We start from the raw sequence: 23642 nt of genomic DNA, 5'->3' as shown, positions 1-23642 counted from the left end.
GTGGGCCAACCGAACGCTTGAGAAACTATCGTCGGGGGATGACACTGCGGGATGCGACGAGGGGTGCACGAAAGTCGCTATGCCACCCCCGTGAGTGTTCGGGCGCCATCACGAGGCGATGGTGATCCCAACAAATCTCACCAGATGTAAACATCGGAGTTATGTAAAGTGTAATATAACACAGACCAAAGCGTCTTAATAAAAGGAGAGGTGCTACCTCAAATTTAGGTCTCGGATTGCTGAAGTGGAAACCATTGAAATTCCAAGATTCGGCCTTCCACCCACTCCCCCTAGGCGAGGGAGTTCGTCTGCGACGACGTGGGTGGTCAAGCGATGGCGAGTTTTCCAAGAAGATCAAGAGCACTACCGGTTGATTGTGTCGCCTGTCGGGTAAGTATTGAAGGGTTGTGCGGAGACTGTGCCTCGGAAGTGCGGAAGGTTCTTGCAGGCTACAAGTCGAGCGATCGTACAATTAACGCTGGTGAAGATCTGTTTCGGCCGGCTGAACCGTGTGCGGGGCTCTATCATCTCGTTGACGGATGGGTATTCTTATATAGCCTGATCAAAAATGGGCGTCGTCAAATCCTCCATTTTGTGCTCCCTGGGGCGTTGCTTGGGCTCTATCCTGGACCTGTCGCAGTCTACGGTGCTGAGGCCTTAACGGAAGCCACAGTCTGCGTCATCCCGCATGAAAACCTCGGGCCACTCATCGAGGAACATCCCGGAATTGGATTGCGCCTCGCCTGGACCGTCTGGCGTGAGCGGAATCTTGCATATGATCACCTTTCAAGTGTCGGGCAGCGCTCGGCACGCGAACGGGTCGCACGTTCCCTACTTGAGCTCTATGTTCGGTATCGCATGACGTGGCCAGCCTATCGTTCGGAGGAAATGCATCTTCCTTTAACCCAGGAGCATATTGGCGACGCGACAGGTTTGACTGGGATCCACGTCAATCGGATCCTGCGTGGCCTTTCCAACGAAAAGATTGTCGAGTTCCACTATCGACGACTCCGTATTCTGAATCCCGACAAGCTAGTGGATGTAGCTGGGATTGATCCCCAAACGGTCCTTTCATGGACAGGCCGACATCCGTCTGCCTAACATTGGTGTCCATGTATTGACACTGTATGCGTGGCTCCGCACTCGATATCGCCAGTCGTAATCCTGCCGATCATGACGGCAGGTCTTATGACGTCGGCCCAGCGCTTATCGGCTTTAGGGCTATGGGCATCTAAGTGGTCTTCCCCGTACAGCAGCTGGTGCTGCTCTGGATCGGTGGACACGGCACAGATCCAAAAGAACAGAATACGCAACAGTCGCCTGCTAGTGGTCTTAGTCTCGCTCCACAGCCTTTGCAGTGATAAAAGAACTGGCAGGCATCAGTCGGCATCGTCTCGATAGCCTGATAGTTGCACTTCGGACAGGTAAGGGTTGATTCCAGCCGCACGGATAGCTTCCTGCTTGTTGCTAACTATAACACATCTATGGTGGGCGTGCGGCCCCTTTCTGCTAGTTTATCTTCAAACTGAGACATTACCGAAACACGCAGCTGGATAAACTGACTAAGGAATCCGAGCGCATCAGTGCGCATATCACATGGTCAGCTCCGCCATAAGCGCTGCGTCCGATATCAGGGAGTAATCGCGACTTTCAGCACTCCGTCTCTCTGATGAGAGAAAAGATCATAGGCCTTCTCGATATCGTCGAGCTTGTAGCGGTGCGTGACCAACGATGTCAGATCGACCCGGCCTGAAGCGATCACACCCATAAGGCGCCGCATCCGCTCTTTTCCACCCGGACATAACGCCGTTACGATCTTATGATCGCCCAGCCCAGCTGCGAAGGCCCCGAGCGGGATGGTGAGGTCGGTCGAGTAGACGCCGAGGCTCGACAGCGTGCCGCCCGGCCGGAGCACGCGTAGCGCTGCCTCGAAGGTCGATTGCGTACCCAGCGCCTCGATGGCAACATCGACCCCGCGACCGTCAGTGATCCTCATGATCTCCTCTACCGGATTCACTTTCTTGAAATCGATTGTGAAATCCGCTCCGAGCTTGCGCGATACTGCCAATCGTTCAGAGACCCCATCGACAGTGATGATCGTGGTGGCGCCTTTCAGCTTGGCGCCCGCCGTGGCGCAAAGCCCGATCGGTCCTTGAGCAAAGACCACGACACTGTCGCCGATGCGAATATCTCCGTTCTCTGCGCCGACGAAACCTGTCGACATGATGTCTGGGCACATCAGAACTTGCTCGTCGGTCAAAGCATCAGGTACAGGACTCAGATTAACCAAGGCGTCGGGAACACATACGAATTCGGCTTGGCAGCCATCGATGGTATTGCCGAACTTCCATCCGCCGATCGGCTTCCAGCCGTGCTTGGTGCCCGCGCCATCTTGCGAGTGGTAGCCACAAAGACACGCGTTGCTGTGGCCACTTGGCGTAATCGCGCCGGCAATGACGCGCTGGCCTTCGTGAAATCCCGTAACGGCGGAGCCGAGCTTTTCGATAACGCCTACTGGCTCGTGACCGATGGTCAGGCCTTTGGCCACCGGGTACTCGCCTTTGAGAATGTGCACGTCGGTTCCGCAAATCGTCGTGGTCGTGATCCTGATCAGCGCGTCGAGCGGACCGATATCCGGAATCGGCTTTTCGTCCAGAACGATCCGGCCAGGTTCGACAAAGACGGCAGCCTTCATCTTCGCCATGAGACGTCTCCTTTCACAAACGTGGTGACTGCCAAGGTGTCCATGGCCTCGGTAGGACCATTGTTCACTTCTACGCTTTCATCAGGCAGCCTTCTTAGATGACGATCAATGACTTCGGCCGGACGACATGCAACAGGTTTCAATACCCGCCACGTAAATTACTGCCGACGGTCCATCATGTTCTGATGCTGCATCATCTGTTCCATCATCATCTGCATCATTCCCATACGCTCTTCCATCATCCCCATGCGTCCGCGCATATCATGCGGTTCCCGCGTGGTTGACGACTTCTTACTGTCACCCCGCATCATCCCGACGCCAGGCATCATTCCCATGCTGGGGCCGCCCATCTTCATCATCGTTCCCATCGCCTCTTGCATGGTCGACATGTGCTCGGTCATCAGTTTCTGGCGCTCTACAGGATCGGACGTGGAATGTATCTTCGCCATCTGCTCCTGCATCTTTTTCATGGAAGGCTGCATGCCCTGCATACTGTTGCTCGTCATGGGGCCACTTGGCGATGTTTGAGGCAACGGCGTCGCCGGCGGTTCGCTGGGCATTTGCGCGTGGGCGAGGGCGCCAGAGCTAACGACGAGAAGTCCAGCGAGGAGTTTCGACGCGACTTTCATGAGATTCTCCATGATCCTGTAGTAGGAGCAAATCTCGCGCGGATGGCGGCTTTAATAGTATCCAAACGCTGAAATCTGCCTATATCGATGATGTTTCATCTTTCTGCGATCGAAACGTTAATCCACGTTAAACACAGCCCGGTCTGCTCGAACAGCTTCGGCAGAAGCAAGATTGATCAGAACAATTGACGGCATGACACGAGCAAGCTCGTCTCCAGATTATTTGGCGACGCCGCAGGGAGCCAGACGGTTTCGGCTGTTCGCCGAGGTTAATGGAGCGGGAAGGTTCGGGGCGCGTGCCGGATCGCGCTCGTAGTCGAGCGCGGTTGTTTAATCCGCATCAGAGAATTCAGCCGCGGCCGGTAGTTGACTGCCAATCGGTCGTCGTCGACAGGGGCGGAGCTAAAAATGAGCGTTCAGTCTGACCGTTCCTCGATCTTTACGACCTCCAGCAGACTCCAACCGCTTGATGAAAATGAGATGAGGCGGTCAAACCCACGCCAGTCGCTCAAAAATACTGGAGTGAACACCGGCGTGTTTCTACTGCGGGGACTGCTACAGCAGATTATCCGCAAGGGCGCATTGACCATGGTCGCGCCAGACGGCTGTTCGCACCATATCGGCAACGGTTCACCATCTATAACCATTCGTATCGTTGATCCCGGCGTAATTCCTCGGTTGATTTTAAATCCCGATATGGCCTTTGGAGAGGCCTATATGGACGGCGCGCTCGTCGTCGAAGACGGCGATATCTACGATTTCCTCGCTCTCTGTTTTGCCAATATGGGCTGGGGCAGCGGGCATGGGCTACAGCGCCTTCGCGCCGTTATCAGGCATCTTGTCCGACGCATCGCCCAACATAATCCCATTCCAGTCGCACGTGTGAATGTTGCGCACCATTACGATCTCTCCGACACACTTTATGAGATGTTTCTTGACGCCGATCGCCAATATTCCTGCGCCTATTTCGTCTCACCCGACGATACGTTGGAGCGCGCACAGGAACAGAAAAAGCGGCATCTCGCGGCAAAACTCTTGCTCCGCTCAGGCCAGCGGATCCTTGACATCGGATCGGGGTGGGGTGGGCTCGGTCTTTATCTTGCGCGGGTTGCCGACGTTGACGTTACAGGTCTGACGCTCTCGACCGAGCAACAAGCATATGCGCAACGACGCGCCTTCGAGATTGGTGCAGAAGATAGCGTAAGATTTTTCCTAAAGGACTATCGACAAGAAGTAGGCCAGTACGACCGCATCGTGTCGGTCGGCATGTTCGAACATGTCGGCGTCGGACATTACCGTGAATACTTCGAGAAGGTCAGGGACCTCCTCAACGAGGATGGTGTTGCATTGATCCATACGATTGGCCGTGCTGATGGTCCCGGCGCGGCCAATGCCTGGATCAACAAATACATCTTCCCCGGTGGATACGTTCCCGCGCTTTCCGAGATTCTACCAGCCATCGAACAGGCCGGACTTTATGTGACAGACATCGAAGTGTTGCGTTTGCACTATGCGGAAACCTTGAAGGCATGGCGGCGCCGCTTCAATGTGAACCGGCAGAGCGTCGCCGAGATCTATGACGAGCGCTTCTGCCGCATGTGGGAATTCTATTTGGCTGGTTGCGAAGCAGGATTCCGCCATAGCGGTCTGCTGAATTTCCAAATTCAGGTGAGCAAACGCATCGACGCTGTACCGCTGACCCGAGATTATGTCCTTGACTGGGAGCGCTCGCACCTCGGCGACGTGACGCGTTGATTTAGCCCCTATCACTCGTCATTTTCTAGGTAACGACCGAGATTGAAATAGTTGAAACTGATGATCGGATGACGGTAGGAAGCGTAGCCATGCCGACGTGTCGCCGACCGTTTGTGAACTGGAGCAACTGGTGTGACGGCAGTGACAGAACGACCGTGATTAATAGGCACACTACGATCGACATTCGCTCGCGATAGGCATTCGACTGTGGGATGGCCATTCAAGTCCGAGTGCTAAGCACTTGCAGCTTAACGCCGCATTGACAGACGTGGGCGTTCGTTGCGGGCAAAAAATGGACTCCGGGGAATGTCCGCCTTTGGCCGCGGTCATCGTGGTCAGCTAACTAGCGACTGGAAATTGGCTGTGGCCAGTCCCATTGCAACGTATCTGCAACACGACAGTCGTAAGTTATTGGAGTTGTTGAGGTGAAAACGGTTTCCTAAACCGTAGGTCGGAAGTTCGAGTCTTCCCGGGATCGCCAAGTCTTGCCGGTCGCGCGCAAATCGCGCCGTGTCCAAATGCCGATGGCACAGAGCAGTGCAATGGCACTGGCCGATTGACTTTAGATTTCAGGCCGCGCTCGACACCGGTTCTTCAGCGGCCGGCTCTGTGTTGTTCATCTGAACGCCACTACAGCAGTTGTGAACCTTATGAGACATGCCCGGTCGGCAGCCCCAAGGCGGTATGCGTTTGTCCGCGATGTGTCGCCGGCCCGGCATCGCATGCCGGACTGGCGAGACGTTGTGCGTGCGCCCGTCTTGTACGGGTTAATCCAGTTTGACGCCTGCCTCGGTCACGACCTTCTGCCAGCGCACGGTTTCCGCGGCCACCATGGTGCCGAACGCCGCGCCTGTAACATCGGGAACGTCGGAGCCGTTGCGCTCCCACGCTTCCTTGATCGCAGCCGTCTGCATCGCCTTCTGCAACTCCTTGGTCATGCGTTCGACGACGGCTGGCGGCGTTTTCTTCGGTGCGAAGACCCCGTACCAGGTCGAGACTTCGTAACCGGGCACGCCTGCTTCCGCGGCTGTGGGCACATCCGGGAACGCCGGCACCCGTTTTGGCGCCGCGACTGCAAGCGCGCGCAACTGCCCGCTGCGGATTTGCGGCGCCGACGAGCCGAGCCCGTCGAACACCAGCGGCACGTGACCGGCGACAAGATCCTGCATCGCCGGGCCCGCTCCGCGATAGGGCACATGCAGAATGCGCGTCTTGGTCACGATCTTGAACAACTCGCCGGCGAGATGATGCGTGGTGCCGGCGCCGGCGGAACCGTAATTCAGCTTGTCCGGATTGGCGCGAAGATAGGCGACGAATTCCGGCAGCGTCTTGGCGGCAACCTTGTCAGGATTGACCACGATCACCTGCGGCGGCCGCGCGATCAGCGCCACCGGTACGAAATCCTTCTCGAGATTGTAGTCGAGATTGGGATAGATCGCCGGAGCGATGGCGTGATGCGCCGCGCCGACGAAGAAGGTGTAGCCGTCCGGCGCGGCCTTCGATGCCTGGGATGCGCCCACGGTGCCACCGGCGCCGGCGCGGTTTTCGATCAGCACGCGCGTGCCCAGTTGCGTGTCGAGCTGGGCAGCAAGCGGGCGGGCGAAGGCATCGGTGCCGCCGCCGGCCGCGAACGGCACGACAAAGACGATTGGCTTCTCCGGCCATGTCTGGGCCCGGGCCTGATCGGCCACCGCGACAGAGCCCGCCAGGAGTGCAGATAAAGCGTACAAGCCGAGTTTCAGTTTCACGTCAGATCCTCCCGGGATTATTGGATTGCGTCGTCTCTAGGCGACGCTTTGGGTGTCGTTACGCAGCAAAATACCGCTCATGTTCCTGCAATGCGTCTCGCCCGACAACGGGACGTTTCGCCGCTGCCCTTGCGCTCCGAGGCGCGCGACTCCGCCCAGATTGGCCTGATGTATGAGGATTTATTGACAATATCATACAGCGCATGCGAGCGTGCGCTGCCGGTTCAGAGATGAGACGTCACACCAAATGTTCGGAATTCTGGGCTTCGGCTTTCTTCTTGGCATGCAGCATGCGTTAGAGGCCGATCACATCGCGGCGGTGTCCAGCATCGCGGCCCGGCGATCGAGCGTCGGTGACATCGTCAAGCATGGGCTGACCTGGGGGCTCGGTCACACCATCACCCTGTTCATGTTCGCCGGCGCGGCAATTCTGCTCGGCCATGCGATCCCCGAACACCTGGCGTCCCCACTGGAAACCGCCGTCGGCGTCATGCTGGTTGGCCTCGGCGCGCATGTGCTGTGGCGATTGTGGCGCGACCGCGTGCATTTCCATCAGCACCGGCACGGCGACGGAACTGCGCACCTTCATCTGCACAGTCATGCGGCGGAGTCCGTTCCGCACCAGCGCAGCAGCCACGATCATCGGCATGGTTTCCGATGGCGGTCGCTGTTGGTCGGGCTGATGCACGGCATGGCGGGCTCGACCGCCTTGCTGGTGCTGGTCGTCTCGCAGTTCACGAACCCGCTCGACAGCCTGTTCTACATCCTGCTGTTCGGTGTTGGATCGATGCTGGGGATGGGCGCGCTGTCGACAGTGATTGCGGTGCCGCTGGCTGTTTCCGCGCGATGGCTGACATGGGCCAATCGCGGACTTCAGGCCGCTGTCGGGATTGTCACCATCGGGATCGGCGCGATGACGATCTACTCCACTGCGCTGGCGTAGGGACGTCCATCCTGTCGCGCGGCTTGTCGTCATAGCTGCCGGTGTGCAATGTGCCGGCAAAAGAACAGCCGACGAGGAACACCTTGCCCCATCGTCACGAAATCTATGCCATCCGCTATGCGACGATGACGGGGCGCCAGCCGCATCAGAATTATCTGACGCCGGATGTCCACAACGAGGGCACCGACCTCGACTATTTCATCTGGCTGATCCGGGGCAAAGGCGGCGACATCCTGGTCGATACCGGCTTCAACGATGTCGCGGCGCGCGAGCGCTCGCGTAACCTGACCATCAATCCGTCCGATGCGCTGGAACGGTTCGGCGTTGCGCCCGGCAGCATTCGCGACGTCGTGATCACACATCTGCATTACGATCATGCAGGGAATCTCGATCGCTTTCCCAGCGCGCGGTTTCACTTGCAGGATCGCGAGATGAGTTTCGCCACCGGCCGCTGTATGTGCCACGGCCTGCTGCGGCATCCGTTTTCCGCGGAAGACGTCACGCTGATGGTGCGCCATGTGTTCAGCGACCGTGTCGTGTTTCATGACGGGGATGACGAGATCGTCCCGGGTGTGACGCTGCATCATGTCGGCGGACACTCGGACGGCCTTCAGGTGGTGCGCGTCGAAACCGAACGCGGCCCCGTGGTGCTCGCCTCCGACGCCGCGCACTATTACGGCAACATGCATCGCCGCAATCCATTTCCGATCGTCTACAACGTCGGCGACATGATGGAGGGCTGGAAGATCGTCGAGCGCCTTGCCGGTCATCCCGACCGTGTCATTCCCGGTCACGATCCGATGGTGCGCGAGCTTTACCCGCAGGCCAGCGACAAGGCCGATGCTGTCGCGCTGCACAAGAATCCGAAACGATCCTTCACCGCCTAGCGCTGCCATCGCCCTCACGACGGGGAGTGAACAAGCGATCTTGATTGCCCGCCGTCCGAAGGCGTTGATATAAAATGAGCGAGCCCCGCATGGACATCGCCGGCGGATCGGCGAGTCACGAGTGAAACTCGATGCACGGCAGAGACGATCACACCTCAGCAAAGACAGCTTTCGTGTTCGCGGGCGGCGGAAGCTTTGGCGCGATTCAGGTCGGGATGATGCAGGCGCTGGCAGCGCATGGGGTCACGGCCGATCTCGTGGTCGGGTCAAGCGTGGGCGCGATGAACGGCGCTTACTATGCCGGCGCGCCGACACCGGACGGCGTCAAGAAACTCGCGGAGATCTGGCGGGGGCTGACACGGCAGGATGTGTTTCCGGTCTCGGCGCGTTCGTTCGTCAGCTTTCTGTGGCGGCGGGATTTTCTGATCTCGCATGACGGCGTCCGCAAGCTGATCGAGGATCATCTTCCGTACCAGAAACTGGAAGACTCGATCATTCCGATTCATATCGTCACCACCGACATTGTGACCGGCGAAACTATTGTGCTGTCGGAAGGCTCTGCCGCCGAAGCGATCGTTGCCAGTACGGCCATTCCGGGCGCGTTCGCGCCGGTCAGACACAACGACCGTTTTTTGGCCGACGGAGCGATATCGAGCAACACGCCAATCCGGGTTGCCATCCAGAAGGGCGCAAAGCGGCTCATTATCATGCCGACCGGGTTTGCCTGTGCGGGGCAGGACCCGCCGGTCGGCGCGGTTGCAACCGCACTGCACGCGCTGACACTGCTGATCTCGCGGCAGATGACCACCGAGCTGGAGTATCTGGAGTCGACCATTGACTATTGCGTGGTGCCGCCGCTGTGCCCGCTGGTCGGCTCGCCTTATGACTTCACCCGCACAGACGACCACATCACGCGGGCCGTCAAGAGTACCGAGGAATGGATCGCCGGTGGCGGGCTTGGGAAGGCGGGCATCCCGGCCGAAATGCGTCCGCACCGGCACTGAGTGCGTTCGGCGCGAAGCGCGATTGATATATTGCTCTGCAATATGCCGCAGGTTCTACGTTCGCGATATGACAGCATGACGTCAAAGCGCCGGCATATCCCGCGGCACTTCCGATGCCGGTGCCTCACGCTTTGGTGTATAGTTCCCGTCTATCGATGCTGTTCTCGCTGCGCTATCGACCTGCGTCGTGAAACGCGCCAACATGCGGACTGCCGCTACGGCTTATGAATTGCTGCCGAGGTTTTTATGGAAACGCTCTCGCTGCTGCTTTCGCCCCGCTTTATTATCCTGACTCTTTGCATTTGCATCACCGCGCTTCTGGTTGGCTGCGCGATCTACTACGACTTCAAGCATATTTTTCTGTTTGCCATTCCGATCACGATTTTCGGGTCGCTGTCGGTGCTCGGCATCCACGACATGCTGCAGAAGAGCCACGCGGTTTTGCGCAACTATCCGATCTCTGCGCATATCCGGTTTCTCCTGGAGGAAATCCGCCCCGAGATGCGGCAGTATTTCTTCGAGAGTGAAAAGGACGGCAAGCCGTTCAGCCGTGACACGCGTGCGGTGGTTTATCAGCGCGCCAAGATGGTGCTCGACAAGCGCCCGTTCGGCACGCAGGAAGATGTCTACGCCGAAGGCTATGAATGGATGAACCATTCGGTCTCGCCGAAGCCACCGGCCGATGAGCATTTCCGTATCACCATCGGCGGTCCGGACTGTACGAAGCCGTACTCGGCGTCGGTGTTCAATATCTCCGCGATGAGCTTCGGTGCGCTCAGCCCCAATGCGGTTCGCGCGCTCAATGCCGGTGCCAAGAGGGGCAACTTCGCGCACGATACCGGTGAGGGCGGAGTAAGCCCGTATCATCGTGAGAACGGCGGCGACCTGATCTGGGAAATCGGCTCGGGATATTTCGGCTGCCGCAATCCCGACGGAACGTTCAATCCTGAGCTGTTCGCAAAGGTTGCGAATGACGACCAGATCAAGATGATCGAACTGAAGGTCAGCCAGGGCGCCAAACCGGGGCACGGCGGCGTGCTTCCGGCGGCGAAAGTGTCCGAGGAAATCTCGCGCATTCGCGGCGTTCCGATGGGCGAAGACTGCATTTCGCCGGCCTATCACCGCGCCTTCTCAACTCCGATCGAGATGATGCAGTTCATCGGCGAGATGCGGCGGCTGTCGGGCGGCAAGCCTGTCGGCTTCAAGCTCTGCATCGGTCACCGCTGGGAATTTCTTGCGATCTGCAAGGCGATGGTGAAAACGGGAATCTATCCCGACTTCATCGTGGTCGATGGCAACGAGGGCGGCACCGGTGCGGCGCCGGCCGAGTTCATGGACCATCTTGGCATGCCGATGCGCGAAGGCGTCAGCTTCGTTCACAATGCGCTGATCGGCATCAATGCGCGGGACCGCATTCGGATCGGCGCGGCCGGCAAGATCGCGACAGGTTTCGATCTCGCGCGCGCCATGGCGCTCGGCGCGGACTGGTGCAATTCCGCGCGCGGCTTCATGTTCGCGCTCGGCTGCATCCAGTCGCTGAGCTGTCATACCGATCGCTGCCCCACCGGCGTGACGACCCAGGACCCGACGCGCAGCCGCGCTCTGGTGGTGCCGGACAAGACCACGCGCGTTTACAACTATCATCGCGCCACGCTGCATGCGCTGGCGGAACTGATCGCAGCATCTGGTCTCAGCCACCCGCAGGAAATTCGCCCGATTCACTTCTCGCACCGGATATCCGGAACCGATGTGCTGTCGTTCGCGCGGCTTTATCCGCAGCTTCGTCCGGGCGAATTGCTCGAAGGCAAGGTCGATAGTCCGCGCTTCCATGCCTGGGCATTCGCGCAGGCGGAATCGTTTGCGCCGCTCCCGGTGCCACCTGCGTCCATGCCGGCGACGCCGGTCGCCGTGCGCGGAGTTGGGGCCTAGAACTCGCCGTGCAGGCGTCCTGAGAAGATCGAGACCGGTCCGCGGTCCGCGTTGTAGGCGGGGTTTACGATCAGCTGATAATCGGCGGTGAAGGTGAAGGCCTTGCTGAGCGCCAGCGCGTAGTAGGTCTCCAGAATGCGCTCGTTGCTGTAGTTCAACCGGCCATCGCCGATCAAAAGACCCTTGCCGCCGGCGGCCAGGAAATCGCGGTGTGCGCCCGACAGTCCGTTGATGGCTCCGCCGAGGCCGATGGTGTCGGCCGGCCGTCCCCAGTAGCTGCCTTTAACTGAAACGCCGCCGGACACGCTCCGGTCGACATCCGTGAACGAGAGGATCTCGTTCTGGCCGTCGTTCCAGCTCGCGCGCGCGAAGATGCCGATGTCGGTTGCGACCTGCTGTTCGGCGTTGACATAGAATCCGTACTTGGATCGCTCGCGCCGCTCGCCGATGACAATGTCGTTGATGTCCAGACCCGGATTTGCCGTGCTGATTCCAAGCACATCGCGATAGCTGGCGGTGTTGCCTTTGTTGGCGAATACGCCGACGCGCAGCTTGCCGGGCTGGTTGAAGATCGTATGGCGCTCCTCGAATTCGACCACCGCGCCGCCGGTTTTGAAGGTGAGCACGTCGCTGTTGGGCTGCGACGGCACCTGGAACAGGCCGGCCCTGATCGCCCAGTCCTTGCGGTTGAGTTCGACCACGGCGCCGCGCGTGAAGCCCGGCAGATCGGCCGGGAAGTCGTAGGCGGCGGAGGCCCACATCGCCCAGTTCAGGAAATCGGCGCGCGGATCCTTTGCGTAGGAGTTGCCGTCGAAGTAATCGCCGACGGCAAAGCGCCCCACCGTCACCGTGACGCGATTGATGTCCCGCTTGCCCGGCAACTGATTGGCGGCGTCGGCGACGTCTTCCTGTTCGCCGCCGAGACCGAAGGTCTGGCGGAAGAAATAGCGCTGCGCGCGGAATTTCGGATACTCCGCTCCGCCCTTCTGCGCTTCGCCATTCGAGAAGCCGGCAAGACCGAGCGTGCTGCCGATGCCGAATCCCTGTGCGAGTTCAGGGTTGAAGTAAAATTCTCCGCCCTCCCACAGCCGCCAGCCGAGAAACGCGCCGGCGGTCCAGGTCTCGCGGGTGCGTCCGGCGCCGGGCAGGCTGTTCGGCCCCTGGTACGGCGCGCGGAAGGACGGATAGCCTTGGGTGATCACCGTGGTCTGGCCGTGAACATTCCAGTCGGTGGATTCCGGAAGCGAAGGCGGCTTGATCGCGGCGCCTGTCACCCATGGAGGTGCATCCCACAGCCGGTAGTTCAGTCCGAGCTTGACGGTGTGAACCTGCGGATCGACCCGCACATCGGGCAGCGGCACGTCGCCGAGCCCATAGGTGCGCGCGCCAAGATCGATGTAGTTGTACTCGACCTTGCCGGACCAGTTGCCGCCCATCGCGAATTCGACGCCGGCGCCGGCAACCCAGCCCAGATGCATGCGCGACTTGTTGCCGATCACGTCGCCTGCGGGGTCATTGAGATCGACGCGGGTGCGTCCCCACGCGGCGCCGCCGGTCACATAAGGCAGCCACGTCCCGAAGCCGTAGCCGATGCGGCCGCGCGCCGTGCCGAAGTAATCGAACGTCGTGTGGAATGGCGCAGGCACCAGCTTCGGACGATCGAGCGGACTCGTAAAGGAAATATCGGCTTCGACGCCGACCACCCATTTGTTCGGAAGCTGCAGGTTGTATCCCGCCTGATAGCCGCCGATCAGACCGGTGATGGTGTGCGGAAAGAAGATGCCTTGCTGTGGCAACGGATTGGTGCCTGGACCAAAGCTGCCGCCGCCGTAGCCGACGTGCCCGCCGACATAGAGACCGCTCCAGTCAAAAACCGGCGCAACCCGCGGCGCTTTAAGGGGCAGGGCGGCGTCGGCCGCCAGCACGACATCAAGCGACGTCGCTCCCAGCGCAAGTCCCGCGACTGCGCCTTTCATCAGGACTATGTGGCGTTTGATCGAGATCATGAAACGGCCAGCGCACGGGATCGCATCTGCGGGTGGAGGGACCAGAAAGAACCGGGCTTGCTGGCATTTGGCGGTATTTGCGAATTGTTCTCAAGTGATTGTTTTGCTTGTGAGCAGCCGATCTGTGGGCCGGCCGGAATTCGCCCGGGACCCATGGCATTGTTATGTGACAATCAGACGACATGCAGCTGTGGCTTAGAGACGCTCCGCGAATCGCGCAAGCAAAAATGAAATGACCCGCCCGGGGGGACAACCGGGCGGGTCCTTGGGTCGACGCGGCGTGGATGAGGCGTCGCGCCGAACTCAACTTTGAAGCGGATCAGTAGCAGCTGCGAACGCGGCCGATGTAATTGCCGTAGGCGTCGAACTGGCGGACCCAGCCGCAGCGGCGATAGCCGTAATAGTCGTTGGCGTAAGCGTTGCTGGCAGCGGCGGCGAACAGCGCGCCGGCGGCGAGGCCGACACCGATGCCGACGCCATGGTGATGATGAAACTTGCCGGCGTGGGCTTCCTGGGTGGTGGCGGCGATGCCACCGGTCAAAGCGACAGCAGCAACAGCGAGGGCGGCAATCCTGGTCTTGATCGACATGAAACTCTCCATCCTTGTTTGGGGCAGTCCGTCTGGACCGCATGCCAATTGGTGGTGAGCTGACGGAATTCGGTTCGAAGATTCTTTTGAAAAATCGAAATCTCAAAAAATCAAATTAATTCAATATCTTGCGTGGCATCACGGCATTTGGGGCCGGTTTGAGAGCCGCGCAAGATCGAACCTGCGGACGTCGTCGAGCAATTCAACGAAGGCGCGCGCGCCATGTTCGATCAGCGCTGCGCCTTTCTCCGCCGTGGCTGTCGTGGCATCGCCGACCGCGCCCAGCGGATTGAGATCCTGCATTGCCCAGGCGAACGGTGCGGGGCGTCCTGCCGAAAGCCAGCGGAAGTCCTTCGTCATCTGTTTTTCTGCAGACTCGAAATTTGCCAGGCGGTCTTTTCTGACCTGATCGGGAAATGCCGCAAGCATGATCGAGGTTTCAACCGCGCCGCCATGAATCCCGAAACGCAATTCATCGGCCGGGAATAATCCGTCCGGCGCGCCGAACCGGCTCCAGCTTGTGGTCACCGCGAGCATCTGATGCTTGGCGCGCAGATCCTGCGCGATCAGCGCCATCGCGGCGCTGTTGCCGCCATGGCTGGTGACAATGACGAGCTTGCGGATGCCCGTTTGCGCGACCGTGTCGCAGAGCGCCATCCACTTGCTGAGCGCGACATCGGTCGTCAGTGTCTGCGTACCGGGATAGTCGGTATGCTCGGTCGAAATGCCCACCTGTTCGATCGGCAGAAACGTGACCGGCATTCTGTCGGGCACGATCGCGCGCACGCGGCCGAGATAGGCCTGCGCGATCAGGGTATCGGTCTCGAGCGGCAGATGCGGCCCGTGCTGCTCGGTTGCCGCGAGTGGCAAGACGGCGATCCAGTGTGCGGCATCGGTCTTGTCGATGCCGGACAGGTCAATTCCGGTCCAGTCATGCGGAGGCTTGGAGATCATCGTGCGCGGGTTTCTTCGAACAGGCGTTTCATTGAATCAATTAGCAGAGTAGCCTTGCGATGCCCATCATGGGCAAAACGCCCAACGGAGTCCAATGATGCCCCCCAGCCACTTGCTGCGCGCGTTTCTCGTCGGGATGGCGCTCGCCGCCGCGCCCGCATATGCGCAGGCGCCGGGGGGGCTGGACAAGGTGTCGTTCGGCACCAACTGGGTGGCGCAGGCCGAGCATGGCGGATTCTATCAGGCTGTGGCGGATGGCACTTATGCGCGTTACGGCCTCGACGTGACGATCGTTCCCGGCGGACCCAACGTCAACAACCGCATCCAGTTGATCGCCGGCAAGATCGAGTTCTTCATGAGCGCGAATACACTGCAATCGTTCGATGCGGTCGCGAACAACGTCCCCGTGGTCGCCGTTGCCGCGATTTTTCAAAAGGATCCGCAGGTTTTCCTGGCGCATCCTCAATCCAAGGTCACCAAACTGGAAGACCTCAAGCCGCTGACGCTGTTTGTCTCCAAAGAAGGGATGCCGACCTACTTCCAGTGGCTGAAATCCGAATACGGCTTCAGCGAGGAGAACGTGAAGCCCTACACTTTCAACGCGCAGCCGTTTCTTGCCGACAAGAACAGCGCAATGCAGGGCTATGTGACGTCCGAACCGTTCGCGGTCGAGAAGCAGGCGAAATTCAAGCCGACGGTGATCCTGCTCGCCGACTATGGCTTCAACGCCTATTCGACGCTGATCGAAACCAGAACCGCCTTCGCCGAGAAGAAGGCCGATCTGGTGCAGCGCTTTGTCGATGCGTCGGTGACCGGCTGGTACACCTATCTCTATGGCGATAACCGCGCCGGCAATGCGCTCATCAAGAAAGCCAATCCCGAGATGACCGACGATCTGCTCGCTTACTCTGTCGAGAAGATGAAGCAGTACGGCATCGTCGATTCCGGCGACACCTTGAAGGACGGCATTGGCGCGATGAGCGATGCGCACATGGCGCAGTTTTTCGGCAAGATGGTTCGCGCGGGAGTGACGCGGCGCGACATCGATTATCGCAAGGCCTACACCTTGCGCTTCGTCAACAAGGCTGTGGGTCTTAACCTGCGGCCGAAGAACTGACGGCGGCGGATTTCCCGGAATGTCCATCCTTGAAGCTGACGATACGCAGGGCAGGCCGCGGGGTGGCGCGGCAGTGTCGCTGCGCGGCGTCACCAAGGTCTACGACAACGGCGTTGCCGCCTTGGGCCCGCTCGACCTGACGGTTCGGGCGGGAGAATTCGTGTCGCTGCTCGGGCCGTCCGGCTGCGGCAAGTCTACGGCGCTGCGCATCATCGCCGGTCTGAGCGAGCCGACATCCGGCGCCGTGCAGGTCGCCGGGCGCGATGCGAGGGATCGTTCGCGCCACACTGTCGGCTTCGTGTTTCAGGAGCCGACCCTGATGCCGTGGGCGAGCGTGCGCGGCAATGTCCAGCTTCCGCTCGATCTGACCGATGCATCCCGCGCTGACGCAACAACGCGCGTCAATCAGGCGCTGGCTCAAGTCGGGCTCGCGGAGTTCGCGGAGGTCTATCCGCGCGAGCTGTCCGGCGGCATGAAGATGCGGGTCTCGCTGGCGCGGGCGCTGGTGACCGATCCGGATATTCTTCTGATGGATGAACCGTTCGCGGCGCTCGACGAAATCACGCGCTTCAAGCTGAACAACGACCTGCTCGCGCTCTGGCGCAAGCTGGGCAAGACCGTCGTGTTCGTGACGCATTCGGTGTTCGAGTCGGTGTACCTGTCGCAGCGCGTGCTGATCATGACATCCCGGCCCGGGCGCATCGCGCGCGAATTTCGCATCGATGCAGCCGAGCCGCGCGGCGAGGAATTCCGTACATCCGCGGAGTATGCAGCGCACTGCCGCGATGTGTCCGCGGCGCTCGCCAGGGCAAGTGGCGCGGGAGTTGCCCCATGACGGCGCGGGAGTCATCGCCGGCACGCTTGCTGAGAATCCTTCTGCCGCTGATCGCCCTGGCTGCAGGCGTTGCAGTCTGGGAGGCTGTGGTTCGCATCAACAATCTTCCGGTCTATGTGCTGCCCGCACCGAGCGTCGTTTTCACCACTCTCGTGCAGGACTGGCCGCTTCTGTTCGGATCGCTACTGACGACGCTGTCGACCACGGTTCAGGGGTTCATTGCGGCGGCGGTCGGCGGCATCGCGCTTGCGGTGTTGTTCAGCCGTTCGAAATGGCTGGAATATGCGCTGCTGCCCTATGCGGTGATCCTTCAGGTCACGCCGGTCATCGCGATCGCGCCGCTGCTGCTGATCTACCTGCCGCAGCATCTGGCTGTCGTGGTCTGCGCCTGGATTGTGTCCTTCTTTCCGGTGCTGTCGAACACCACGCTGGGGCTGAATTCGGTCGATCGCAATCTGCTCGGTCTGTTCGAACTGTACGGGGCCACGCGTACGCAGACCCTGCGGCGCCTGAAGCTGCCTTCGGCGCTGCCGCATATTCTCGGAGGTCTGCGGATCGCCGGAGGACTGTCGCTGATCGGCGCTGTGGTCGCCGAAATCGCTGCGGGCTCGGCCGGGGCCGGTTCCGGACTGGCCTACCGGATCGCCGAGGCCGGCTACCGGCTCAACATCCCGCGGATGTTCGCGGCGCTGCTGCTGCTCTCGATTGCCGGAATTGTCATCTATTTGGGTCTCTCGCTGGCCTCGTATCTTGTGCTACGACGCTGGCACGAAAGCGCGCTTGGAAAGGAAAACTAATGGCTGCGAACGGGTCTCAGGAAAAGATCGATGTGCTGGTGTACGGCCCTTCAAAGCCGGTCATCGATAACGGTTTTCCCGCGAACTTCGTTCTCCACAAATTCGAGAACCAGCGCGACCTTGGCCGGATGACCCCTGAAGTTGCGGACCGCATTCGCGGCGTCGCGGTGACCGGCCTGGTGCAGGCCGATGCGGAGATGCTGGCACGGTTTCCGAAGACCGAAATCGTGTCCAGCTTCGGGGTCGGTTACGACCATATCGATTCGAAATACGCTGCCGGGCACAACATTATTGTCACCAACACGCCGGACGTGCTGACCGAAGAAGTCGCGGACACCGCGCTCGGTCTGCTGATCGCGACATTGCGCGAGTTCATCAAGGCGGACCGGTATCTGCGGGCAGGGCATTGGACCACGAAGGGCTTTCCGCTCAGCCCCGGTTCGCTGCGTGACCGCAAGGTCGGCATGGTCGGCATGGGGCGCATCGGCCAGGCCATTGCGCGCCGCCTCGATGCATCGCTGGTGCCGGTGGTTTATCACTCACGCAATCCCGCGAAGGGCGTGAGCTACAAGCATTACCCGAACCTGATCGAGATGGCCAAGGACGTCGATACGCTGATCGCCATCACGCCCGGAGGTCCATCCACCGCGAAAATGATCAATGCCGAGGTGCTCAAGGCGCTCGGGCCGCGCGGCGTATTTATCAATGTCGCGCGCGGATCGGTGGCGGACGAAGACGCGTTGATCGCGGCGCTCAAGGACGGCACCATCATGGCCGCCGGTCTCGATGTGTTCGCGAACGAGCCGGAAGTGCCGGATGCATTGAAGGCGATGCAGAACGTGGTGCTGCTGCCGCATATTGCATCGGCCTCGATCACCACGCGCAATGCCATGGATCAGCTCGTGGTCGACAATCTCAAGCTGTGGTTCTCCGGCAAGGCGCCGTTGACCCCCATCGCGGAAACGCCGGTGAAAGGCCGCTGAGCATGCTTCGCGCTGCGCTGTCTGGACTCACGAAACGTCTGCTAATTGGGCGGGTTTGCCTGCTCGCATTGGCGGGAGTTCTCGTGATCGTACCGGACGCAGTGGCGCAGGACGCGCGTTCTCTCACCAAGGAAATGGTCGGAGAGTGGGAGTTGTCGACCGCAGGCCGCGACAAGACCTGCATTGTGACGCTGAAGAGCGATTCCACCCCGCAGGGCCTGAAGCTGGAGCTTGATAAGGGATGCAGCGCGGCGCTGCCCTTCACCAAGAGCATCGTGGCGTGGAGCGTAAAAGGACTCGACATCGTGCGGCTGCAGGATGCGGCGGGGCAATCGGTCATCGATGTGACCGAGGTCGAAAGCGGCATCTTCGAAGGCCTGCGGCAGGGCGAGGGCGTGTATCTCTTGCAGAATCTCGCGGCTGCGCGCGCCCTGTCGAAATCCGCCGATCAGCTGATCGGCGACTGGGCGATGGTGCGCGGCAGCGGCAAGGCGATCTGCGGATTGACCCTGACCAATACCGAAGCGACGACACCGGAGAATTTCGCGGTGTATCTAAAGCCGCGTTGCGATCCGCTGGTGACGACTTTCGCGCCGACCATATGGCGTATCGAGCGTGGCGAATTGCTGCTGCAGTCGGCGAAGGGCGAAATCTGGCGCTTCGAGGCCGACGACAACGCGCAGTGGCGGCGCATTCCCGACAGCGCCGATCCGCTGCTGCTGACACGGCAGTAGTTTTAAATCAGCCGCATTCCCTTCAAACTCGCATGCCCGTTCTTGCCGACGATGATGTGATCGTGCACCGAGATTCCAAGCGGGCTCGAAATCGACATGATCGATTTCGTCATCTGGATGTCGGCGGTCGATGGCGTCGGATCGCCGGAGGGATGGTTGTGCACCAGAATGATCGCGGTGGCGGACAGCTCCAGCGCGCGCTTGACCACTTCGCGCGGATAGACCGGCGTGTGATCGACGGTGCCGACCTGCTGCAATTCGTCCGCGATCAACTGATTGCGCTTGTCGAGAAACAGGATGCGGAACTGCTCCTTGTCGGCAAAGGCCATGGCGGCGCGACAATACTCGATCACGTTTGACCACGACGACAGCACGGTCTTTTCTTTGCTGATCTGCCCCTTCGCGACGCGGCTTGCGGTCGCCGCGATCAGCTTGATTTCGGTGATCGCGGAATCCCCGAGGCCGCTGACTTCCTTCAGGCGCAATTCCGGCGCGTGAACCACTTCGGCGAACGATCCGAATTTCCCGATCAGCGCCTTCGCCAGCGGCTTGACGTCACGGCGCGGCAGCGCGCGGAACAGCACCATTTCGAGCAGTTCGTAATCGCTCAGCGCATCAGCGCCCGCCTCGCGGAAGCGATCCCGCAGCCGTTCGCGATGACCATGATAGTGCGGCGCTTCGGAGAAGCCGGATGACGCGGACGGATCGTCGGATTTTGCGGGCATGACGGAATGCGTGCTCAAGTATGCTGCAAGCATCGCCGCGCCCGGCTGCATTTGCAACCGGGTTTATTCCAGTATCAAGAATCCTTGCTGAATGCGGATATGTCCATCCGCGCGAAGCCAGAGCGTCAGACCTTGTAAGGCGGCTTGTCCAGCTTGCCGGGGGAGAGCGTGAAGATTTCCACGCCGTCCTGGGTCACGCCGACCGAATGTTCGAACTGGGCCGACAGCGAACGGTCGCGGGTCACCGCGGTCCATCCGTCGGACAGCACCTTCACATGCGGCTTGCCGAGATTGATCATCGGCTCGATGGTGAAGAACATGCCGGGCTTCAATTCGACGCCCTCGCCGGGGCGGCCGACGTGAATGATGTTCGGTTCGTCATGGAACATGCGGCCGAGGCCATGCCCGCAGAAATCGCGCACCACGCTCATCTGCTGCGGCTCGACGAAGCTCTGGATGGCATGGCCGATGTCGCCGGTGGTGGCGCCAGGCTTCACGGCGGCAATGCCGCGCATCATCGCCTCATAGGTCACGTCGATCAGCCGCTCCGCACGGCGCGAAATTTCGCCGACGGCATACATGCGGCTCGAGTCGCCATACCAGCCGTCGACAATCATCGTCACGTCCACGTTGACGATATCGCCTTCCTTGAGGGGCCGGTCGCCGGGCATGCCGTGGCAGACGACATGGTTGATCGAGGTGCAGGTCGAATAGCGATAGCCGCGATACATCAGCGTCGCGGGATAGGCCTTGTGGTCGAAGGCGAACTTGCGAACGAAATCGTCGATCTGCGAGGTGAAGATCCCGGGGCGGACGATGGCGGCCAGTTCATCGAGACATCGCGCGACCAGGGCTCCGGCCTTGCGCATGCCGGCAAACGCCTGGGGGCCGTGCAGCTTGATCTGCCCGGTCTTTCGCAGCGAGGTTTCGGTGGCTTCGACGTAGTTCATGAGCGAATCTGGCTTGAAATCGAGGAAATTTGAGGGTGCATCCGCCCAATTTAATGGATGCAGCCCCCAGTGCAAGCCGCAGCATCCGCCGGGCTGCCCAGCCCTGTTTTCAGGGCATTTCTGCCCTGTTTAGGTCTCGATCGGAATGGAACGCCCCAGCCTGATATCGCGGTGGGTGAGATCGCATGTCCACGCAAGAGCCTCGACGCCAGCCAGCCGGGCCCTGTCGAAGGCGCGCGCATAGGCCGGATCGATGTCGCGCGCCAGTGCAAACGATTGGGCCGAGCCGATCTGGATCACGAACAGCATCACCGCGCGGGCGCCCGAAGCGACCATCTCCGCCAACTCGTCGAGATGCTTGGCGCCGCGTGCCGTTACCGAATCCGGGAACTCGGCGACGCCTTGGCGCCTCATGAGGTGCACGTTCTTGACTTCGACATAACAGGGTGGCCGCGAAGGATCTTCCAGCAGAAAGTCGATGCGTGAGCCCTTGCCGTTGATGGTGCGGCCGTACTTCACCTCGCGGCGAATGCTTGCATAGCCCGTCAATTCCGGAATCGCGCCGGCTGCGAGTGCTTCGGCGACCACCGGATTGGGATGCATGGTGTTGACGCCGGTCAGCTCAACACCGCTGCCGAAGTCCACCTCGATCAGTTCCCAGGAGTAGGGCAGCTTGCGCGCAAGGCTCGGCGACTTCGACAGCCAGACCCGCGCGCCTTCGGCCTGCAGGCCGGTCATGGCGCCGGGATTGGCGACATGCGCGGTGATGACGCTGCCGTCGGCGAGTTCGACGTCGGCGAGAAAACGCTTGTAGCGGCGGATCAGGGTCGCCGGCATCAGTTCGCTGGCGAAGCGCATCAGCTTTGCACGTCGACAACGGTTTCGACCGGCAGCGCGCCGCCGCGCACGCGGATTTCGCGCACGGGATACGGCACGCGGATGTTCTCGCTCTTGAAGGCGTTCCACAGCTTCAGCATCACCTCGCTGCGAATGTTGTCGGCGCCGACATCGAGGTCAGCCACCCAGAAGGTCAGCGAGAACTTCATGCCGGTTTCGGCGAACTCCGTGAGCAGGCAGTTCGGCGCCTTGAAGGTCGCGACGTTCGCGGTCTGGGTTGCGATGTCGATCGCGAGCTTGCACACCACATTCGGGTCGGCATCGTAGTTGGTCGCGAAGTTGACCTTCACCAGCATGTTCCTGTTGGTATAGGTCCAGTTGACCACCCGCTGGGTCACCAGATCTTCATTCGGAATCAGGATTTCGCGGCCGTCACCCGCCGCGACGGAAATATAGCGCGTGTTCATCGCGCTGATCTTTCCCGAACTGTCGCCGATGGTGATGAGGTCGCCGGGCTTCACCGACTTGTCCGCCAGCAGGATCACGCCGCTGATGAAATTGGCGACGATCTTCTGCAAGCCGAAGCCGAGACCGACGCCGATGGCGCCGGAAAACAGCGCAAAGGCGGACAGGTCGATGCCCGCTGCGCTCATGACCACTGCGAATGCGGCGACCATCAGCGCCAGGCGGACCATCTTGATCAGCAGCACCTGAACCGATGGTGTGAGATCGCGGGAGCGCGAAATGCGGGCTTCGAGGAAGTTGCCGAGGATGTTGACCAGCCATAGCGCGATGCCGAGAGACACCGCGACCTTCAGGACCAGCAGAGGGGTGACACGCAGCGCGCCGAGCGGGATCGCGACCGAGTCCAGCGCGGTCGCCACATCGTCCAGCTTGCCGATAATGCTCAGGGCGGCCACGATCCACGCTGCCACCGAGACCGCACGGACCACGAGTTCATTCCGGATCAGTCCCGTCGCCAGCCGGATGATGACCCACGCGGTCGCCAGACTGGCTGCGGTGGACAGCAGGTAGCCGTGCCGCATCACCTCGGCTTTCACGATGATGGCGCGGGAGATGCTGATCAGCAGCGCGAAGATGATCGTGCCTGCGCGGCTCATCAGGACACGGATCAGCGCGCGCAGCGGCGCCGGAAGCCCCATCGCCAGCGATGTCGGGTTCACCCGCGCGCGCAGGAAGCTCGCCAGAGCCAGTGACAGGCCCGCGGCGGCCAGGACGATGCCCGCCTGCATGTAGAACCAGGGCGATACGAGATAGGCCTCGGCGGATTTGATGCTCGCCTGCAGCGCCTGCTGGATATCATCCCATTCCATGGGCAACTCACCTCAAAAGGAGGCAGGCCGGTTTCGGCTGCCTTGGCTTCGATCTGGGGTCGATTCGATCACTGCGCCAGATTCCCACATTCCGCCGCTATGGGCGTGTGAGAATCCGGCGTGGGGCCGACTTAACACCAGCAAATCCGGCACAACAGGGAAGAGAACGACAAATCGGTTGG

22 protein-coding genes and 1 tRNA gene are annotated in these 23642 nt (G+C 60.5%); 12 read left to right on the top strand and 11 right to left on the bottom strand.

The genetic code is table 11. The annotated features are described in order from the left end of the window. Positions 1 to 333: 333 nt before the first annotated feature. On the top strand, positions 334 to 1101 hold the full coding sequence (locus AC1Q67_RS08760; protein WP_235098031.1) for a Crp/Fnr family transcriptional regulator: 768 nt from the start codon (positions 334 to 336) through the stop codon (positions 1099 to 1101). A 130-nt stretch (positions 1102 to 1231) separates the two neighbouring features. Here AC1Q67_RS08760 and AC1Q67_RS08755 read toward each other — a convergent pair whose 3' ends face one another. From AC1Q67_RS08755 to AC1Q67_RS08745, 3 genes are all read right to left on the bottom strand, one after another. Next, on the bottom strand, positions 1232 to 1447 hold the full coding sequence (locus AC1Q67_RS08755) for a GDCCVxC domain-containing (seleno)protein (RefSeq protein ID WP_235098033.1): 216 nt from the start codon (positions 1445 to 1447) through the stop codon (positions 1232 to 1234). Between the two features lie 183 nt (positions 1448 to 1630). Then, positions 1631 to 2704: an NAD(P)-dependent alcohol dehydrogenase gene (locus AC1Q67_RS08750; RefSeq protein WP_235098035.1), complete on the bottom strand. Its 1074-nt coding sequence runs from the start codon at positions 2702 to 2704 to the stop codon at positions 1631 to 1633. 158 nt (positions 2705 to 2862) lie between these two features. Then, positions 2863 to 3333, bottom strand: coding sequence for a hypothetical protein (locus AC1Q67_RS08745; protein ID WP_235098037.1), 471 nt, complete (start codon positions 3331 to 3333; stop codon positions 2863 to 2865). 408 nt (positions 3334 to 3741) lie between these two features. Here AC1Q67_RS08745 and AC1Q67_RS08740 point away from each other — a divergent pair, with 408 nt between their 5' ends. Beyond that, positions 3742 to 5088, top strand: a complete 1347-nt coding sequence (locus tag AC1Q67_RS08740; RefSeq protein ID WP_492234428.1) for a class I SAM-dependent methyltransferase — start codon at positions 3742 to 3744, stop codon at positions 5086 to 5088. 410 nt (positions 5089 to 5498) lie between these two features. Continuing rightward, positions 5499 to 5569, top strand: a tRNA-OTHER gene (locus AC1Q67_RS08735). Between the two features lie 286 nt (positions 5570 to 5855). Here AC1Q67_RS08735 and AC1Q67_RS08730 read toward each other — a convergent pair. Then, complete coding sequence (locus AC1Q67_RS08730; protein ID WP_492234429.1) at positions 5856 to 6836, bottom strand: Bug family tripartite tricarboxylate transporter substrate binding protein; 981 nt, start codon at positions 6834 to 6836, stop codon at positions 5856 to 5858. A 247-nt stretch (positions 6837 to 7083) separates the two neighbouring features. On the opposite strand from AC1Q67_RS08730, the gene AC1Q67_RS08725 reads away from it, so the two are divergent. From AC1Q67_RS08725 to AC1Q67_RS08710, 4 genes are all read left to right on the top strand, one after another. After that, entirely contained in the window at positions 7084 to 7779 is a 696-nt protein-coding gene (locus tag AC1Q67_RS08725) for a HoxN/HupN/NixA family nickel/cobalt transporter (RefSeq protein WP_492234430.1), read from the top strand. A gap of 125 nt (positions 7780 to 7904) precedes the next feature. Then, positions 7905 to 8666 carry an N-acyl homoserine lactonase family protein gene (locus AC1Q67_RS08720; RefSeq protein ID WP_492235684.1) on the top strand — a complete coding sequence of 254 codons (762 nt, stop codon included), beginning with the start codon at positions 7905 to 7907 and terminating at the stop codon, positions 8664 to 8666. Positions 8667 to 8797: 131 nt separating this feature from the next. Continuing rightward, positions 8798 to 9670, top strand: coding sequence for a patatin-like phospholipase family protein (locus AC1Q67_RS08715; RefSeq protein WP_492234431.1), 873 nt, complete (start codon positions 8798 to 8800; stop codon positions 9668 to 9670). 246 nt (positions 9671 to 9916) lie between these two features. Continuing rightward, positions 9917 to 11599 carry an FMN-binding glutamate synthase family protein gene (locus AC1Q67_RS08710; protein ID WP_492234432.1) on the top strand — a complete coding sequence of 561 codons (1683 nt, stop codon included), beginning with the start codon at positions 9917 to 9919 and terminating at the stop codon, positions 11597 to 11599. On the opposite strand, the gene AC1Q67_RS08705 is transcribed toward AC1Q67_RS08710, so the two are convergent. The 3 genes from AC1Q67_RS08705 to AC1Q67_RS08695 all read right to left on the bottom strand — a co-directional run bounded on the left by AC1Q67_RS08705 (position 11596) and on the right by AC1Q67_RS08695 (position 15148). Beyond that, positions 11596 to 13605 carry a carbohydrate porin gene (locus AC1Q67_RS08705; protein ID WP_492234433.1) on the bottom strand — a complete coding sequence of 670 codons (2010 nt, stop codon included), beginning with the start codon at positions 13603 to 13605 and terminating at the stop codon, positions 11596 to 11598. The two genes, AC1Q67_RS08710 and AC1Q67_RS08705, sit on opposite strands and share 4 nt — an antisense overlap. A 319-nt stretch (positions 13606 to 13924) precedes the next feature. Continuing rightward, positions 13925 to 14194: a hypothetical protein gene (locus tag AC1Q67_RS08700; protein ID WP_492234434.1), complete on the bottom strand. Its 270-nt coding sequence runs from the start codon at positions 14192 to 14194 to the stop codon at positions 13925 to 13927. A gap of 138 nt (positions 14195 to 14332) precedes the next feature. Next, positions 14333 to 15148, bottom strand: a complete 816-nt coding sequence (locus tag AC1Q67_RS08695; RefSeq protein ID WP_492234435.1) for a creatininase family protein — start codon at positions 15146 to 15148, stop codon at positions 14333 to 14335. Positions 15149 to 15245: 97 nt separating this feature from the next. Here AC1Q67_RS08695 and AC1Q67_RS08690 point away from each other — a divergent pair, with 97 nt between their 5' ends. The 5 genes from AC1Q67_RS08690 to AC1Q67_RS08670 are packed head-to-tail and all read left to right on the top strand — an operon-like array spanning position 15246 to position 19614. After that, positions 15246 to 16265, top strand: coding sequence for an ABC transporter substrate-binding protein (locus AC1Q67_RS08690; protein ID WP_492234436.1), 1020 nt, complete (start codon positions 15246 to 15248; stop codon positions 16263 to 16265). A 19-nt stretch (positions 16266 to 16284) separates the two neighbouring features. Continuing rightward, positions 16285 to 17100, top strand: coding sequence for an ABC transporter ATP-binding protein (locus AC1Q67_RS08685; protein WP_492234437.1), 816 nt, complete (start codon positions 16285 to 16287; stop codon positions 17098 to 17100). Next, positions 17097 to 17897, top strand: coding sequence for an ABC transporter permease (locus AC1Q67_RS08680; protein ID WP_492234438.1), 801 nt, complete (start codon positions 17097 to 17099; stop codon positions 17895 to 17897). The genes AC1Q67_RS08685 and AC1Q67_RS08680 overlap by 4 nt, the downstream gene beginning before the upstream one ends. After that, positions 17897 to 18880, top strand: coding sequence for a 2-hydroxyacid dehydrogenase (locus tag AC1Q67_RS08675; protein WP_492234439.1), 984 nt, complete (start codon positions 17897 to 17899; stop codon positions 18878 to 18880). Before AC1Q67_RS08680 ends, AC1Q67_RS08675 begins: the two co-directional genes overlap by 1 nt. 2 nt (positions 18881 to 18882) lie before the next feature. Further along, positions 18883 to 19614, top strand: coding sequence for an AprI/Inh family metalloprotease inhibitor (locus tag AC1Q67_RS08670; RefSeq protein WP_492234440.1), 732 nt, complete (start codon positions 18883 to 18885; stop codon positions 19612 to 19614). 2 nt (positions 19615 to 19616) lie between these two features. Here the strand turns inward: AC1Q67_RS08670 and radC are convergent, their stop codons facing one another. The 4 genes from radC to AC1Q67_RS08650 form a co-directional block, all read right to left on the bottom strand. Next, complete coding sequence (radC, locus tag AC1Q67_RS08665; protein WP_492234441.1) at positions 19617 to 20339, bottom strand: RadC family protein; 723 nt, start codon at positions 20337 to 20339, stop codon at positions 19617 to 19619. Between the two features lie 125 nt (positions 20340 to 20464). After that, positions 20465 to 21289: a type I methionyl aminopeptidase gene (gene map / locus AC1Q67_RS08660; RefSeq protein WP_024574491.1), complete on the bottom strand. Its 825-nt coding sequence runs from the start codon at positions 21287 to 21289 to the stop codon at positions 20465 to 20467. Positions 21290 to 21418: 129 nt separating this feature from the next. Then, positions 21419 to 22147, bottom strand: coding sequence for a DNA/RNA nuclease SfsA (sfsA, locus tag AC1Q67_RS08655; protein ID WP_492234442.1), 729 nt, complete (start codon positions 22145 to 22147; stop codon positions 21419 to 21421). Then, positions 22147 to 23460: a mechanosensitive ion channel family protein gene (locus AC1Q67_RS08650; RefSeq protein ID WP_492234443.1), complete on the bottom strand. Its 1314-nt coding sequence runs from the start codon at positions 23458 to 23460 to the stop codon at positions 22147 to 22149. Before AC1Q67_RS08650 ends, sfsA begins: the two co-directional genes overlap by 1 nt. Between the last annotated feature and the right edge of the window lie 182 nt (positions 23461 to 23642).

Source organism: Afipia sp. GW823-FHT06G09 (assembly GCF_058794875.1).
The sequence above is the reverse complement of the archived record's forward strand: the minus strand, read 5'-3'. Positions and strand labels throughout refer to the sequence as shown.

Bases quoted from the DNA above. Each gene is read 5' to 3' on its own strand.
- AC1Q67_RS08710 (WP_492234432.1), top strand. From the start codon at position 9,917: ATGGAAACGCTCTCGCTGCTGCTTTCGCCCCGCTTTATTATCCTGACT.
- AC1Q67_RS08740 (WP_492234428.1), top strand. From the start codon at position 3,742: ATGAGCGTTCAGTCTGACCGTTCCTCGATCTTTACGACCTCCAGCAGA.
- AC1Q67_RS08690 (WP_492234436.1), top strand. From the start codon at position 15,246: ATGCCCCCCAGCCACTTGCTGCGCGCGTTTCTCGTCGGGATGGCGCTC.
- AC1Q67_RS08705 (WP_492234433.1), bottom strand. From the start codon at position 13,605: ATGATCTCGATCAAACGCCACATAGTCCTGATGAAAGGCGCAGTCGCG.
- map (WP_024574491.1), bottom strand. From the start codon at position 21,289: ATGAACTACGTCGAAGCCACCGAAACCTCGCTGCGAAAGACCGGGCAG.
- AC1Q67_RS08685 (WP_492234437.1), top strand. From the start codon at position 16,285: ATGTCCATCCTTGAAGCTGACGATACGCAGGGCAGGCCGCGGGGTGGC.
- AC1Q67_RS08725 (WP_492234430.1), top strand. From the start codon at position 7,084: ATGTTCGGAATTCTGGGCTTCGGCTTTCTTCTTGGCATGCAGCATGCG.
- AC1Q67_RS08750 (WP_235098035.1), bottom strand. From the start codon at position 2,704: ATGGCGAAGATGAAGGCTGCCGTCTTTGTCGAACCTGGCCGGATCGTT.
- AC1Q67_RS08670 (WP_492234440.1), top strand. From the start codon at position 18,883: ATGCTTCGCGCTGCGCTGTCTGGACTCACGAAACGTCTGCTAATTGGG.
- AC1Q67_RS08700 (WP_492234434.1), bottom strand. From the start codon at position 14,194: ATGTCGATCAAGACCAGGATTGCCGCCCTCGCTGTTGCTGCTGTCGCT.
- AC1Q67_RS08675 (WP_492234439.1), top strand. From the start codon at position 17,897: ATGGCTGCGAACGGGTCTCAGGAAAAGATCGATGTGCTGGTGTACGGC.
- AC1Q67_RS08760 (WP_235098031.1), top strand. From the start codon at position 334: ATGGCGAGTTTTCCAAGAAGATCAAGAGCACTACCGGTTGATTGTGTC.
- AC1Q67_RS08720 (WP_492235684.1), top strand. From the start codon at position 7,905: ATGACGGGGCGCCAGCCGCATCAGAATTATCTGACGCCGGATGTCCAC.
- AC1Q67_RS08745 (WP_235098037.1), bottom strand. From the start codon at position 3,333: ATGAAAGTCGCGTCGAAACTCCTCGCTGGACTTCTCGTCGTTAGCTCT.
- sfsA (WP_492234442.1), bottom strand. From the start codon at position 22,147: ATGCGCTTCGCCAGCGAACTGATGCCGGCGACCCTGATCCGCCGCTAC.
- AC1Q67_RS08680 (WP_492234438.1), top strand. From the start codon at position 17,097: ATGACGGCGCGGGAGTCATCGCCGGCACGCTTGCTGAGAATCCTTCTG.
- radC (WP_492234441.1), bottom strand. From the start codon at position 20,339: ATGCCCGCAAAATCCGACGATCCGTCCGCGTCATCCGGCTTCTCCGAA.
- AC1Q67_RS08695 (WP_492234435.1), bottom strand. From the start codon at position 15,148: ATGATCTCCAAGCCTCCGCATGACTGGACCGGAATTGACCTGTCCGGC.
- AC1Q67_RS08650 (WP_492234443.1), bottom strand. From the start codon at position 23,460: ATGGAATGGGATGATATCCAGCAGGCGCTGCAGGCGAGCATCAAATCC.
- AC1Q67_RS08715 (WP_492234431.1), top strand. From the start codon at position 8,798: ATGCACGGCAGAGACGATCACACCTCAGCAAAGACAGCTTTCGTGTTC.